The organism is Caballeronia sp. LjRoot31, from assembly GCF_964253885.1.
Lineage (GTDB): Bacteria > Pseudomonadota > Gammaproteobacteria > Burkholderiales > Burkholderiaceae > Caballeronia.
In genome coordinates this window covers 807,843-823,120 of sequence record NZ_CAXURX020000001.1, presented here as the reverse complement: position 1 = coordinate 823,120, position 15,278 = coordinate 807,843, and the positions used below count along the sequence as shown (strand labels likewise).

The window sequence follows — 15,278 nt, the reverse complement described above, 5'->3', positions numbered from 1 at the left end:
GATGCTCCGATCATGAACACGGTCTCTCCTCCCGCCGCGCCGGGCGCGCCGAAAGTAAGCTCACGCAGCAACGCCGGAAGCGCCGCGCGCATTGCGCGGTTTATCGGCGTGCGGCTGCTGCTCGCGATCATCACGTTGTGGCTGTTGTCGGTGATCGTGTTCGCGGGCGGCCAGTTGCTTCCCGGCGATGTCGGTCGCGCAATCCTCGGCCCCCTCGCCGACGCCCGCGCGGTCGCAGCGCTCAATCATCAACTGGGCGTGGACCGGCCGTTGCTCACGCAATATGCCGGCTGGATCGGCCACTTCCTGCGTGGCGACATGGGCGAGTCGTATGCGTATCGCGCGCCGGTGGCACCCTTCATAGGCGACGCGTTGTTGAATTCGGCGAAGCTCGGCGCGCTGGCGTTTATCGTCGTCGTGCCGCTTGGCATTGCCGGCGGCGTTTACTCCGCGCTGCATGAAGGGCGCTGGATCGACCGGACCATCAGCATTGCGGGGTTATCGGCGACGGTCGTGCCGGAGTTCGTCTCGTCCATCGTGCTGATCCTCGTGTTCGGCATCTGGCTGCAATGGCTGCCGATTGAAGCAACGTTTCCGCCCGGGTCGAACGTGCTGGTCCAGTTGCAGCATCTGATCCTGCCCGTGTTGCCGCTGGTGCTGGTGTTCTTCGGTTACATCGCACGAATGGCGCGCGCCGGCACCGTTGAAGCACTCGATGCCGACTACACGCGCACCGCGATCCTCAAGGGCCTGCCGCGCCGCGTGGTGATCATGCGCCACGTGCTGCGCAATGCGTTGCTGCCAACCGTTACCGTCGCCGCGACGCAGCTCGGCTATATGATCGGCGGGCTGGTGGTCGTGGAGACGCTGTTCCACTATCAAGGCATTGGCTCGCTCATTTATAACGCAGCCAAAGGCAAGGACTTTCCGATGCTCGAAGCCGGCGTGCTGACCGTTGGCGTGATTTATACGGCGGCGAACCTGATCGCGGATGCGCTGTATGTCGTGTTGAATCCGCGCTTGCGGGTGAGGAACGCGCAATGAGCACCGCAACCGTCGCGCCCGCGCCGCACAAGGCGCCGCGTTTCGAACGCAGCAAGGCCTTGCTGCGTTCACCCACGTTCGTGGTCGGCGTGCTGATCCTGTTGTTCTGGGTCGCGTGCGCGCTGATCGGACATTGGGTCGTGCCGCAGGACCCGTACGCGTCCGATCCGTTGAACTCGCTCACGCCACCTGACGCCACGCACTGGTTCGGCACCGATCAACTCGGCCGCGACGTATTCGCGCGCGTGATCGTTGGCGCGCGCGACATTCTTACCATCGCGCCGCTGGCGACCCTGCTCGGAACACTAGCCGGGACGGCGGTTGGCTTGATCGTGGGTTATTTCGATGGATGGGTGGACAACGTGATCGGCCGGCTGATCGACGCGGTGCTCGCGTTGCCGCTGGTGATCGTCGCTCTGCTCGCGCTCGCGGCGGTCGGCGCGAGCAACGTCACCGTGATCCTGGTGATCGGCATCACCTTCATGCCGATCACCGCGCGCACCGTGCGCGCCGCCGTGTTCGCCGAGCGCAATCTGGACTACGTGCTGGCGGCGCAATTGCGCGGCGAAAACGCGTTCTACATCATGTTCGCGGAGATCCTGCCGAACGTGCTGCAGCCGATCATCGTGGAAGCCACCGTGCGGCTCGGTTACGCTATTTTCGCGGTCGCCACGCTGTCGTTCCTCGGCTTCGGCATTCAGCCGCCATCGGCCGACTGGGGCCTCGCCCTCTCCGAGTGCTACACGCTGATGGCGGGCGGCGCATGGTGGACCGTCGTGTTCGACGCCGCCGCAATCGCCTCGCTGGTAGTGGGCGTGAACCTCGTCGCCGATGGTATCCAGGGAGTGCTCGACCGATGAACGGACCGCCGCCCTCGGCCTTCCCCATCTTCGATGGATCGAAGAGCGCCGAAACCGATGCGCTGACTCTTGTCGGCCTGACGGTCGCGTACCGTTCGCGCGGGCGGGACCGTGAAGTATTGCAGGACATCTCGCTGCGGATAAAACGCGGCGAGGCATATGGGCTAGTTGGCGAATCCGGCTGTGGAAAGTCCACCGCGGCCCTCGCGATATTGCGTTATCTGCCACGCAACGGCCGTGTGAAGTCGGGGAAGATTTCGATCGCCGGCCACGACATCGCTTCGATGAACGCCGACGCGTTGCGGCACATGCGCGCCAACGCGGTATCGATGGTTTATCAGGACCCGGGCCGCGCGTTGAATCCGTCGCTGACGATTGCGCGGCAGGTGTCCGAGGCGTTCGAGCTCGCGGGTGCGTCGGTGCATGAAGCGCTGGAACACACCATCGACATCTTGCGGCGTGTGCGGATCTCATCACCCGAGCGTGTGATGGATAGTTATCCACATCAATTGTCGGGCGGCATGCAGCAACGCGTGGTCATCGCGATGGCGCTTGCGTGCAATCCGGAGTTGCTGATCCTCGACGAACCCACTACCGGGCTCGACGCCACGGTGGAAGCCGAGGTGCTCGACCTGATCGCGCAATTACGCGAGGAGCTTGGCACAGCGGTGCTTTTCATCAGCCACAACCTGGCGGTGATTGGGCGGATGTGTGATCGCGTGGGCGTGTTGTATGCGGGAAAACTGGTTGAAGAAGGCACGACGGACGATGTATTCGCGCGGCCGCGGCATCCGTACACGGTGGGCTTGCTGCGCTGCCTGCCGACCACGGGACGCAGTAAGGACACGGGCCGGCTCGACACCATCCCCGGCTCGCTGCCGCTGCCGGGATCGGTGACGCAGGGGTGTATCTATGCGCAGCGCTGCAAGCTCGCCGATGACCGTTGTCGTCGTGACGCGCCGCCGCCGTATCGGGTCGCGGCCGCGCATGGCGACCAAATGGCGCGCTGCCACTATCACGAACGTGCAATCGACTTGCCGCGTGCAACGCCGGAGGTTTTGAGCGCGGCTGTCGACCGGACAGATGCGCCGGTTGCGTTGCGCGCGGAGAATTTATCGAAGACGTTTCATGTCGGCGGGGAGTCGCTGCGGGCGGTGCACGATGTATCGCTGGAACTGGCGCTGGGTGAAACGCTTGGGCTAGTCGGCGAGTCAGGCAGCGGCAAGACGACGCTCGCTAAGCTGTTGTTGGGCTTACTCTCGCCGGATGTGGGAGGCGTCATAGAACTCGACGGCGCCGCCCTGCCCGCGCGCGTGACAAACCGTAACGACGAGCAGGTCAAGTCGCTGCAGATCGTGTTCCAGAATCCGGATTCCGCGTTGAACCGGGCGCATTCGGTGCGTCGGCTGATCGCACGGTCGTTGTCGAAACTTGGCGCGTTGCGTGGGGCGGCGAAGGAGGCGCGGCTGCAATCGCTGACTGCCGCCGTGCGTTTGCCCGAGCGTTACCTGAGCTCGCGCACGCGGCAATTGTCGGGCGGGTTGAAACAACGCGTGGCGATTGCGCGTGCGTTCGCGGGTGATCCGCGCGTCGTGGTCTGCGACGAGCCCACGTCCGCCCTCGACGTCTCCGTGCAAGCCGCCATCCTGAACCTGCTTGCCGACTTGCAGCGCGAACGCGGCGTGAGTTATGTCTTTATCTCGCACGACCTGCACGTGGTGCGTTATTTATCCGATCGTATCGCGGTGCTGTATCTCGGCCGGCTGATGGAGATTGGTCGTGCGACGGACGTGTTCGACGGGCCACATCATCCTTATACCGAGGCGTTGTTGTCGTCGATTCCGGCAGTCGGCGACGAACCGCTGGCGCGCGAGCGTATCCGCCTTTTAGGTGAGTTGCCGAGTGCTGCGAATCCGCCGTCGGGGTGCGTGTTCCATACCCGCTGTCCGCGCAAGATTGGAGCGATCTGCGAGCAGGAGGAGCCGCCGTACGCGCATACCGCCGATGGGCACAGGATTCGGTGTCATATTCCCGTAGCCGAATTGAAGCGCTTGCAAAAGTCTGAATAAGACGCTCGCGCCGGTGGATTGGGGGTGGGTTCTGGTGGGTTCCGAGGTTAGCGGTTGGGGTTGGTCGGTTCTGGGGTTAGCGGCCGGGGTCTATGCCGGGTTGGTGCTTTCGGCCGTGGTGGTCTGCGAGAGTCGGATTTTCTCTTTATCACTGTTAGCCACTGTGCGTGGCGGCACGTCATTTCTTTGTCCAAAGCGACAAAGAAACGAAGCAAAGAAAACGCTTTCAAACACGCTACCCTAAGTGTCCACAGCGTGCAGTTTCTATTCATAGGTGCCCCAAAAGCACGGTGCTCGCCAGAGCCACCGATGTTTGAACCCCTCCTTCTCGCGAATCCTGACACGAACACGCTTCGCCCCGTACGCTCTCGGGCAAGCACACTTGCCAAGGAACCCGCACGGCCTCACGGGTGTTTACGGCTGCGGTTCTTCGCGGGTTAGCTACCTGGTCTGTGCGACCGTATTCATAGGCCACAAGCTTCATGCGTGTTTGTGTTTACTGCTTTCAGTTTTTGTGAATTGGCTGCGCGTTCTGTACAGCTATTTTCGTCGGTTACGGCCTTACGCATTCTGCAGCATCGTTTCTTGGCGGGTTGGCGACGTGGTCCGTCATGCGTACAAAGTTGGAGGGAGGTTGCCCGCGGATAGCGCGGGGTGCTCCTTGGGCAGGTTCAATCACTGGTGGCGAAGCGTGTGGGTATCGGTGTTCGGAGAAGGAGGGGTTCACACATCCTTCGCTCTGGCGAGCACCGTGCTTTTGGGGCACCCATGAATAGAAACTGCACGCTGTGGACACTTAGGGTAGAGCGGTTAAAGCGCTTTCTTTGCTTCGTTTCTTTGTCGCTTTGGACAAAGAAATGACGTGCCGCCACGCACAGTGGCTAATAGTGATAAAGAGAAAATCCGACTCTCGCAGACCGCTAACACTGAAAGCACCAACCCGGCATCAACCCCGACCGCTAGCCCCAGAACCGACCAACCCCGCCCTAACCCCGCCCCCCGCCCCCCGCCCCTACCGTCTCAAAGCATTTCCAACTGGCGTTTCGACTTCGGCGGTTTGAACTGCGCGTCTATAAGACTTAATTCTTCCCCCGACAAATTCACCTCTCGCGCCGCTGCGTTCTCAATCACATGAGCGACAGTCGCGGCTTTCGGAATCGCCATAACCTGCGGTTGTCGCAAGACCCAAGCAAGCGCGACTTGCATCGCAGACAAACCGCGGGCCTTCGCGATGTCGTTGAGTACACTTTGTTTCGGCAGACGCGCGTGATCAACAGGGCTGTAGGCCATCGCCGGCATATTGCGTTCGCGCAGCCACGGCAGGAGTTCAAATTCGGGACCGCGCCGCGCGACGTTATACAGAATCTGGTTGGTCGCGCACCGGTTGCCATTTTCCAGGGCAAAGAGTTCGACCATGTCCCCGGTGTCGAAATTGCTCACGCCCCAATGGCGAATCTTGCCCTGCGCTTTCAAAGCCTCAAAACCGCCGATCACCCCTTCCAGGTCTTCACCGCCACGCCAATGCAGGAGATATAGATCGATACGGTCAGTCTGTAGCCGCTTGAGACTTCGCTCACACGCGGCCTTCACGCCAGCTTCGCTACCGTTATGCGGATAAACCTTGCTGACAATAAAAAGCTCGTTACGGCGATCTTTCAATGCTTCGGCAATCAGCTTTTCACTCTCGCCTTCACCGTACATTTCCGCAGTATCGATCACGGTCATGCCAAGGTCCACGCCAGTCGTAAGCGCGGCGATTTCCGCGCTGCGGGTTCTGGCGCTGTCGCCCATTTCCCAAGTACCCTGGCCCAAGGCCGGAAGTTGCTCTCCGGTCCCATGCATGGTTGCTGCAGGAAGACGAACGGTTTTTTGCTGCGGCGTCATGGGCGGCTCCCTTTTATCCTGAATGTTGTTGGGCTCCAGCCGTCGGCCTCAGTTCAAATTTTTTTGAGTGCACTCGCGTGCACTCATCCCTTCGTCAGACCAATCCCACCACCAGCGGTCCCAGCAATGTCAGCAATACATTCGCCAACGCATAGGTAATCGCGAACGGAACCGTCGGCACCGCGCTTTCCGCTTTATCCAGCACGCCGCCAAACGCCGGATTCGCACTACGCGATCCGGTCAGGGCGCCCGCCAGAAGCGCTGCGTTTGTGTATCGCAACACGTATCTGCCGAAAAGCATCGTAAGAACGAGCGGCACGATAGTCACGATCGCGCCCAGCAAAAAGATCGTGAGGCCGCTGTTCTTCACCGTCACCACGGCCGCCAGCCCGGAGTTCAGACCCACCGCCGCCACGAAGGCCGCGAGCCCGAAATCCTTCATCAGTTGCGATGCCGCCGACGGCATCACGCCGTACATCGGATGCTTGCCCCGCATCCAGCCGAATAGCAGCCCGGCCAGCAAACAGCCCCCGCCGGAGCCCAGCGTCAACGGCACGCCGCCCACATTCACCACGATCAACCCGATCAACAAACCGAGCACGATCCCCACGCCCATGTAGATGAAATCGGTCTTGTTGGTAATCGGCAATTCATAACCCGCTGCATCCACGGCGCGCTTCGTATCCTGCGGCGAACCATAGAACGTAATGACATCGCCATGTTCGAGCTGGGTTTCAGGAAGGATCGGCAACGGCTGGTCCGCCCGGCGAATTTCCTGCACGAATACGCCGTGCCGCAAGTCGCGATCCACGGTCGTGCGCACCGCGGCAATCGTCATGTGATTCATGCCCTTGCGCGTGAACACGCCCTGCCGGTTCTGCATCACGACACTGATGCCATCGGTGTCCGCGACCTCTTCACCAATGTTCGACGCCGCCGTCACCATCACTTCACGCCGGCCGACGACCAGCACGATATCGTCGACTTGCAGCATCACGTCCGGGCGAGGCTCCACCGCTTTACCGGCCCGGCGAATTCGCTCGATCGTGATCATGTCGGACTCGGCCAACTCGATCTCGGCGACTGTCCGGCCCGCCGCACCGCTCACGCCCACTTCGCCTGAAGCGGCCTTGATCGCCAGCCCCCCGGCATCCGCGCCACCCGCGCGCTCCGCCGCACCGCCGCCACCTGTCACGCGATACGCCCGCCCGACCAGCTCCGGCATCGCCGCTGTCTGGCCGGCTCCGTGCGCGACCGTGCCGCCCAGCAAACTTTTTTCCGCTTCGGCTGCGGCCTCCTTCAATCCCTGCCCCATGAACTTCGGCAAGATATTCACGCACACGATGATCGCGCCCAGCGATCCGAATACGTACGTCACGGCATAAGCGACCGCCACGTCGCCCTGGAGCGCTTTGGTTTCGGCAACCGGCAGCCCGAGCCGGGCGATGGCGTCGCCGGCTGTGCCGATAATCGCCGACTGCGTCAACGCCCCGCCGGCCAATCCCGCGGCAATCCCCTTGTTCAAGCCGAACAGCTTCGCGCAGATCAGCACCGTCACCAGCGCCGATACCGCGAGGAACACCGCCATCGCGATCTCACGCAAAGTCTTGCGCGACAGTGAGTTGAAAAACTGCGGCCCCGAGTCGTAACCGACTGCATAGATGAAGATCGCGAACATGACAGACTTGACGCCATTATCGATCTGTACACCGAACTGACTGATGACGACCGCCGCCAGCAACGACCCGCCCACACCGCCAAGCTGGAACTTGCCGAAGTTGATCTGGCCGATGAAGTACCCCACCGCCAGAGAGAGGAATAGCGCAATCTCCGGTGACTTCGTGAAAACCTGATGTATCCATTCCATAGTGCCCTCGCTAGTTTCGTATGCCCTGCCCGACCTGCTGAATCTGGATCCGAACCTGAACCTGATGCTGACGCTTCCCACCACGCGCCTATTCCGGTTTTCTACGACGTAAGCCTGTTCATCCCACCTTCCCCGCGAGCCCGACGATCACCGGTCCCATCAGCGGCAGGAGAACATTCGACAACGCGTACGTGATCGTGTAGCCGATCACCGGCGTTGCATTGCCCGTCACACTGACCAGCGCGCTGATCGCGGGCGTGCTGCATTGCTGGCCGGCGATCGCGCCAAGCAGCATCGGTACTTCGAGTTTCAACAGCCAGCGTCCCACCGCGAGCGATACCAGCGCCGGCCCGAGCGTGATGACCACGCCCGCCAGCGGCAGCGCAACGCCGTATTCGCGGATCAGGCGGATCGCATCGGCGCCGGCGCCCAGCCCGACCGCCGCGATAAACGTGCACAGTCCGAAATCCTTGAGCACCTGCGCTGCAGCGGAAGGCAGCGAACCGATCACGGGATAGCGCGAACGAATCCAGCCGAACAGCAGCCCGGACAACAAACAGCCGCCGCCGGTACCCAGCGCGACCTCCACGCCGCCGACGCGCGCGCTCAGGTGCCCCACGACAATCCCCGCAATCACGCCGATGCCGAGAAACACGAAGTCGGTTTTCAGCGTCGCGCGCACCACGTAGCCGAGCTTCGCCGCGCCGCGCCGCACGTCATCGGCCGAGCCGATCAAGGTCAGTACGTCGCCACGATGCAATTCCGTCCCCGGCAGCGCGGGGATCGTGCTGTCCAGCCGCGTGACGGCCGAGATATAGACACCGCGGCCATCGGCGGACGTTGCGCGGGCGCGCACCTGCGCCACGGTCAGGCCATGTACTTCGCGCCGCGTGAGCATGACGTCGAGGGTGTCGGCGTAGACGTCGGCGACATCGCGGCCGATGACTTCCTCGCCAATGGCCGGCAGCGCCTCCACGAGCGCCGTACGACGCCCGCCAATCACGATCCGGTCACCCTTCTTCAACACGAGATTCGGCTGCGCTTTCACAAGCGAGCGGCCGCGCACTACGCGCGCCACGGTGATCTCGTTGCCATAGCGTTTTTCGAGGGTATCGATGCTCAGATCCGCCGCACTCGTGACGCGGACTTCGCGCGCGACGAGCGACGGCGCCGCGAGCCGCTGTCCGTCGGCCAGCGCGCTGTCGCCACCGAGCACGCGCCACAGGCGCTCGGCTTCGTCGCGCAGATTCACGCGCAGCATGAGCGGCGCGATCTGGCTGGTGAACAATACGATGGTGACGAGCCCGAACAGGTAACTCACGCTGTAGGCCGTGACGATATTTGCCTGCAGCCGGGCAATCTCGGCAGCAGGCAGCGCGAGCTTGCCGATTGCCTCGGACGCCGTGCCGACCACGGCCGATTCCGTCGCAGCGCCGGCGAGCAACCCGGCCGCGGTACCGCGATCGAGCTTGAAGAGTGCGACGGCCCCAAGCACCAGCCCGAGTACCACCACCAGTTCAACGACGGAAAGGAGCCCATAGCGCCAGCCGCGCCCGATATTCGCAAAGAATTGCGGCCCACCGGTGAAACCCAGAGCGAAGATAAACAACGCAAAAGCAATATTCTTCAGATCCGGCGAAAGACGCGCACCGCTTTGTCCGAGAATCAGCGCCACAATCAAGGTGCCGCATACCCCGCCGAGCTGTATGGGTCCGAACTTGAAAGAGCCAATGAAAAAACCGAGTGCCAGACTCGCAAACAACGCAATTTCCGGTTGGCTCGCCAGCAAGTTCCAGATCATGAAATTATCGCCTCTATTGATTATTTAAATGAAACTATCAAACGGCTTTGAATGACTCAAATTAAGGACATGATTAATTGTGATCGTGATTCTGGAATCGATGAACAGTGCATCTCCGGGATGTCAGTTTGCCAGTGGTCAAGTCGGGACGGTATAAATTTAACGCCCGCCTTCATTTTTGGCACTGATTGGCATCGTTTCCATTCAATAAAACCCCTGTATTGACAACGTCCGGCAGAGCTTATCGCGGTTCGGCTAGTCGGACCGCCTGTTTGTATGCAATAAGCCAAGCTATTTATCGAACGCTTCCAAAGTCGAATGACGTAACACAACTCTTGAAACAAGAATCTGCATAAATCAGACGATCCATTCCAAAATCCGGAGAAGTGTAATTTTCCATTGCAATGAGTTAGCAAATGTGAAAGTCTTGCGGTTAATGCGGAATGCAAACAGGAAACGAACGAGATATTGCAATTCCGCATGGGTGTCAATACGCTTTTTGGCGCCGATCAACAATGCCGTATGCGCGGTGATGCGTAATACGGTCCCACGCTTTTTTGGACACTGAGAGGTAAGAGACGATGAATCAAATTCATGCCATGCGGGTGTTCGTGCGGGTGTCGGAAACCGAAAGCTTTCGGCGTGCAGCACAACAACTTGATGTATCGAACGCGCTTGTTACTCGCGCAATTGCAATGCTGGAAGCGCATCTACGTACCCGGTTAATCAATCGCACTACTCGTAACCTCTCACTTACAGAAGCTGGCACGCGTTATCTCGAAGGCTGCCGGGCATTGCTCGAAGAACTTGATCATCTCGAGTCAATGGTGGCGCATACCGAAGGCGACCCTAGCGGTACATTGCGCGTGGTGGCATCCGGGTCGCTTTCGCTCATGGCGCTGACGCCACTGATCGACGGCTTCCGGCAGGTCTATCCGAAGGTGAATGTGCGGCTAACCTTATCCGAGCGTCATGTGGATCTTGTGGAAGACGGATTCGATGTCGGTATTGTCACGGCATTCATGGTGACGAGCACGGCATTGGTAGAACGCCCGGTCGCCACCAACACACTGATTCCCGTCGCAACGCCCGCTTATCTGGAAGAGCACGGCTCGCCCAGCACGCCGACCGATTTGCTGCACCACGCGTTCGTGGCTCTCCCCAGCGAAATGCGCAGCGCCACCTGGCACTTCCGGCATCGCAACAACGGCAGCGCCGACCAGGTCACGCTCGCCCCTGTCTATACTGTCAACAGCGCATTGATGGTGCGGCTGGGAACGCTTGCGCACATGGGCATTTCGATCATTCCGGAAGGAATTGTCGCGGCAGATCTGGAGAACGGCTCGCTGGTACGGGTATTGGGTGATTACGCTATTGACGATCCGGACGTGAAGGTGTCTATCGTATATCCAGGTCGACAATATCTGCCGGCCAAGACGCGCGCATTCATTGACTACACGCTTGAACATATGGGCCCGGGCGGCGAAGTCGGATTACCGCAGCCGGAAACCGTTCTTTCGCGGCTTTCCATGGTGCCCCCGACGAGCGCGGTCGTTAACTGATATACGTTTTTAAGGCTGACGGGGAGACCGTTCGATGCCGATTCATATAATCGTCTTCAGCAGCCGGCAATATGATCGTGATGTCTTCACCGAGGCAAACGCGGCATTTGGTTACTCCCTGCAATTCCAGGAATCACAGCTTGACGCGCAAACGGCCATTCTTGCCCACGGGTGTGCGGTGGTATGTCCGTTCGTGAATGACATCCTTGACGAAGCTGTCCTGGAAACACTTCGTGAGGGCGGAACGCAGCTCGTGGCGCTGCGTTCGGCAGGTTTTAATCACGTCGATCTGGCGGCGGCAGTCCGGCTCGGAATTGGCGTGGTACGTGTACCGGCTTATTCTCCGCATGCAGTGGCAGAGCACGCCGCCGGGTTGATCCTGACGCTGAATCGCAAGTTGCATCGCGCTTATGCCCGGACTCGCGATGGCGATTTTTCGCTCAACGGCTTGCTGGGTTTCGACCTGCACGGCAAAACGCTTGGCATTATCGGCACAGGCGCAATCGGGCGGGTATTCGGCCGCATCATGGCCGGTTTCGACATGAAGCTGCTGGCGTTCGATCCTGAAACGCCAGCAGCTGATCTTCTGCAAGCCGGAGCGCGTTATGTTCCCCTCAATACCCTCCTGGCTGAGTCGGATATTGTCAGCCTTCATTGCCCGCTTTTACCTTCCACCTATCACCTCATCGACGCCGCCGCACTCGCCCGCATGAAACACGGCGCCATGCTGATTAATACGGGCCGCGGCGGTTTGATCGACAGCCGGGCGCTCATTGGCGCGTTAAAAAGCGGGCAATTAGGCCTTCTTGGCCTCGACGTCTACGAGGAAGAGGGTGGTCTCTTTTTCGAAGACCATTCGAATCACATGCTGCAGGACGACGTGCTCGCGCGGCTATTGTCGTTTCCAAACGTAATCGTTACCTCCCATCAGGCGTTCTTCACACGCGAAGCCCTCGGCGAGATCGCCACTACCACGCTCGGGAATGTAAAAGCCTGGTTTGACGGCTCTCCGCGCTATCAGGTATTTCCCTGAATATCCAATTGCGCGATTCAATGCGAAGTTTATCGGCGGGTATTTTTATACTTCCCGTCCGATAAATCAGCTTTTTGGATAATCAGAGTATTCTTCATACAATTAAAATTTTCAAGAATATTGTGGTTGCATTACCTCAGGACGGCATGCCGTTTGCTGTAATCCAATAACCCTTCGGCCGCTGCGGCTATTTCCGCCTGGCCGTCCTGGCGCCGTATTTTCCTGTCGTTATCTTTTATCCGCGAGCGGGGACCGGTTGGACGCATCGCAAGACTTGATCGTCGCGAGGCCGGAAGGCCTTTATTGCCCGCCGGGCGATTTCTACATCGACCCGTGGCGTCCCGTTGATCGGGCAATCATTACGCACGCCCATGCAGATCACGCCCGCGCCGGGCACGCCCGTTATCTCGCGGCTGAGGCGAGTGTCGGCGTCTTGCTGTCGCGGCTGCCGGGCATTTCATTGCAGGGTGTTCCGTACGGCGAGCGCCTGGTTGTCAACGGCGTCTCCGTGTCGCTGCATCCGGCCGGCCATGTGCTCGGCTCTGCACAAGTGCGCGTGGAACACGCGGGGCGCATCTGGGTCGCCTCGGGCGACTACAAGGTCGAACCCGATCCCACTTGCGCACCGTTCGAACCGGTTCGCTGCGACACCTTCATCACGGAATCCACGTTCGGCTTGCCGATTTATCGATGGGAACCGTCCCGCGCTGTCTTCGATGGCATCGATTCGTGGTGGCGGCATAACGCGGCTGAAGGTCGGGCTTGCGTGTTGTTCTGCTATTCGTTTGGCAAGGCGCAGCGGATTCTTGCAGGCGTCGATCCGGCCATTGGCCCGATCTTTTGCCATGGCGCCGTGGAACCGCTGAACCGGGCATACACGCAAGCGGGTGTGCATTTGCCCGCGACACGGCCCGTCAGCGACATCGCCGCGAAGGACAAGACGGCGTTCAAGGGCGCACTGATCATTGCGCCGCCGTCCGCTCAAGGCAGCCCGTGGATGCGTCGCTTCGGCGACTATAGCGATGCGTTTGCGTCGGGCTGGATGCGGCTTCGCGGCACGCGACGGCGGCGCGGTCTGGACCGTGGTTTCGTGCTCTCCGATCACGCCGACTGGCCGGGTTTGCAAACCGCTATTAGTGCAACGGGCGCGCAACGCGTAATTGTGACGCACGGACAAATCGAGCCGATGGTGCGCTGGCTTCGCGAACAAGGTCTGGAAGCGGGCGCGTTCACGACCGAATACGGCGATGACGCGATAGAAGCCGACGCAGCGGAAAGCGGTCAAGCGAGCCAGTCCGCGCAGCAAGCCGTCGAACCCCCTCCTCCGCCTGAGGCCAACTCGCGATGAAACGCTTCGCCGCGCTGTACACCGCTCTGGACGGCACCACGTCGACGAAAGAAAAACTCGAGGCGCTGATCGCGTATTTCTCGGCGGCCGAACCCGAGGACGCCGCGTGGGCGTCGTACTTTCTCAGCGGCGGCAAACCTCGCCAATCGGTGCCCACCCGCCTTCTCATCGAATTTGCCCGCGAGCGCGCCGGCTTGCCGGAATGGCTCTTCGACGAGTCGTATCAGGCGGTCGGCGATCTGGCCGAAACCATCGCGCATATCCTGCCGCCCGCGCAGCGCACGTCCGAACTCGGCCTCGCGCAATGGATCGAGGAACGCGTGCTGACCTTGCGCGGCCTGGAGCCGAGCGAGCTACGAACCCGTTTGCTCGGCTACTGGGACGAACTCGACTGGAGCGAACGTTTCTTGTTGACCAAGCTGATAGGCGGAGGGTTTCGGGTGGGAGTCGCGCGCCAACTCGTCGTGCGCGCACTCGCCGAAGTCGCGGGTGTGGATCACAAACGCATTGCCCAGCGTATGGTCGGCTGGACCGATTCGCAGCAAGCGCCGGGCGCAGCGCGTTATTTGCGGCTGATCGCACCGGAAAGCACGGACGATGAAAACGCCGCCACGCCACATGAAAGCGACCTTGGTTTGCCCTATCCGTTTTTTCTCGCTCATCCCTTGCAAGCCGATCCGGCGACGCTCGGCATGCCGTCGGAGTGGGTGATCGAATGGAAGTGGGACGGGATTCGCGCGCAACTCGTGAAGCGCGGCGGCCGGGTGTGGCTGTGGTCGCGCGGTGAAGATCTCATCACCGACCGCTTTCCCGAACTCGCCTCGCTCGGCGCCGCGCTGGCGGACGGCACCGTCATAGACGGCGAAATTCTTGCGTGGGAACCCGGTGGTCACGCGCCATTGCCGTTTGCGCGGCTGCAACCGCGGATCACGCGCAAGACCTTGTCGAAGAAAGTGCTTGCCGATTCGCCCGCCACGTTTCTCGCCTACGACTTGCTGGAAGCCAATGGCCGCGATCTGCGCGTCACGCCGCTGATCGAACGCCGCGCGCACCTCGATGCATTGGCCACCGCGTTGGGTGAGACGCTGGCGGTCGACCTGCTGCGGGTGTCGCCGATGGTTGAAGCGCCCGATTGGGAGACCCTGGCCGCGTTGCGCGACGAAAGCCGCGGCCGAGGTGTTGAAGGCTTGATGCTGAAAGGACGTGAATCGCTTTATGGCGTCGGGCGCACGAAGGCTTCCGGGACCTGGTGGAAATGGAAGATCGATCCGTATGCCATCGACGCCGTCTTGCTTTACGCGCAACGCGGCCACGGCCGACGGGCGAGTTTGTACACCGATTTCACCTTCGCCGTGTGGGACGAAGCCGATGGCGTGCGCACTCTTGTGCCGTTCGCGAAGGCATATTCCGGCTTGACGGACGAAGAGATGCGCAAGGTCGATGCGGTCGTGCGCAAGACGACCATCGAAAAATTCGGGCCGGTGCGCAGCGTCACGCCGACGCTCGTATTCGAGATTGGTTTCGAAGGGATTCAGGCGAGTCCGCGTCATAAGTCGGGCATTGCCGTGCGGTTTCCACGCATGTTGAGATGGCGTACGGACAAACATATTGACGACGCCGATACGCTCGGCATGCTCAAGGGGTTCCTCGAAGGGGCGGCACCATGAGCATGCCAGCCGATGACGAGGGCACGTATAATCAGGATACCAAACAAAATAGCGACACGAAAATCCGTGCCCCGCGACCGCGTCGGATACCGAGAACACGCGCAGCGCAGGCGAAAGCCGGTGCCGATAGTCATCGATCGGGA

General features: G+C 60.7%; 10 protein-coding genes. 7 read left to right on the top strand and 3 right to left on the bottom strand.

The window, feature by feature from the left end; translation table 11 throughout:
* The first annotated feature begins 9 nt into the window (after window positions 1-9).
* The 3 genes from ACSQ8V_RS03445 to ACSQ8V_RS03435 are packed head-to-tail and all read left to right on the top strand — an operon-like array spanning window position 10 to window position 3,973.
* On the top strand, window positions 10-1,044 hold the full coding sequence (locus tag ACSQ8V_RS03445; protein ID WP_436206582.1) for an ABC transporter permease: 1,035 nt from the start codon (window positions 10-12) through the stop codon (window positions 1,042-1,044).
* Window positions 1,041-1,904: an ABC transporter permease gene (locus ACSQ8V_RS03440; protein ID WP_213762324.1), complete on the top strand. Its 864-nt coding sequence runs from the start codon at window positions 1,041-1,043 to the stop codon at window positions 1,902-1,904. Before ACSQ8V_RS03445 ends, ACSQ8V_RS03440 begins: the two co-directional genes overlap by 4 nt.
* Complete coding sequence (locus tag ACSQ8V_RS03435) at window positions 1,901-3,973, top strand: dipeptide ABC transporter ATP-binding protein (RefSeq protein WP_436204900.1); 2,073 nt, start codon at window positions 1,901-1,903, stop codon at window positions 3,971-3,973. The genes ACSQ8V_RS03440 and ACSQ8V_RS03435 overlap by 4 nt, the downstream gene beginning before the upstream one ends.
* 1,020 nt (window positions 3,974-4,993) lie before the next feature.
* Here ACSQ8V_RS03435 and ACSQ8V_RS03430 read toward each other — a convergent pair.
* The 3 genes from ACSQ8V_RS03430 to aspT form a co-directional block, all read right to left on the bottom strand.
* Window positions 4,994-5,857: an aldo/keto reductase gene (locus ACSQ8V_RS03430; RefSeq protein ID WP_436204899.1), complete on the bottom strand. Its 864-nt coding sequence runs from the start codon at window positions 5,855-5,857 to the stop codon at window positions 4,994-4,996.
* Between the two features lie 94 nt (window positions 5,858-5,951).
* The gene (locus ACSQ8V_RS03425) at window positions 5,952-7,724 is read right to left on the bottom strand and encodes an aspartate-alanine antiporter family protein (RefSeq protein ID WP_436204898.1); all 1,773 of its coding nucleotides are present in this window, start codon (window positions 7,722-7,724) and stop codon (window positions 5,952-5,954) included.
* Between the two features lie 118 nt (window positions 7,725-7,842).
* A complete protein-coding gene (gene aspT / locus ACSQ8V_RS03420) occupies window positions 7,843-9,525 on the bottom strand; it encodes an aspartate-alanine antiporter (protein ID WP_436204897.1) in 1,683 nt (560 codons plus the stop codon).
* Between the two features lie 581 nt (window positions 9,526-10,106).
* On the opposite strand from aspT, the gene ACSQ8V_RS03415 reads away from it, so the two are divergent.
* The 4 genes from ACSQ8V_RS03415 (at window position 10,107) to ACSQ8V_RS03400 (ending at window position 15,135) form a co-directional block, all read left to right on the top strand.
* Complete coding sequence (locus ACSQ8V_RS03415) at window positions 10,107-11,087, top strand: LysR family transcriptional regulator (RefSeq protein WP_213762319.1); 981 nt, start codon at window positions 10,107-10,109, stop codon at window positions 11,085-11,087.
* Window positions 11,088-11,127: 40 nt separating this feature from the next.
* Window positions 11,128-12,120 (top strand): 2-hydroxyacid dehydrogenase, encoded by a 993-nt coding sequence (locus ACSQ8V_RS03410; RefSeq protein ID WP_436206581.1) that lies wholly within the window; start codon window positions 11,128-11,130, stop codon window positions 12,118-12,120.
* Between the two features lie 256 nt (window positions 12,121-12,376).
* Window positions 12,377-13,468 carry a ligase-associated DNA damage response exonuclease gene (locus ACSQ8V_RS03405; RefSeq protein ID WP_436204896.1) on the top strand — a complete coding sequence of 364 codons (1,092 nt, stop codon included), beginning with the start codon at window positions 12,377-12,379 and terminating at the stop codon, window positions 13,466-13,468.
* A complete protein-coding gene (locus ACSQ8V_RS03400) occupies window positions 13,465-15,135 on the top strand; it encodes an ATP-dependent DNA ligase (RefSeq protein ID WP_436204895.1) in 1,671 nt (556 codons plus the stop codon). Before ACSQ8V_RS03405 ends, ACSQ8V_RS03400 begins: the two co-directional genes overlap by 4 nt.
* The last annotated feature ends 143 nt before the right edge of the window (window positions 15,136-15,278 follow it).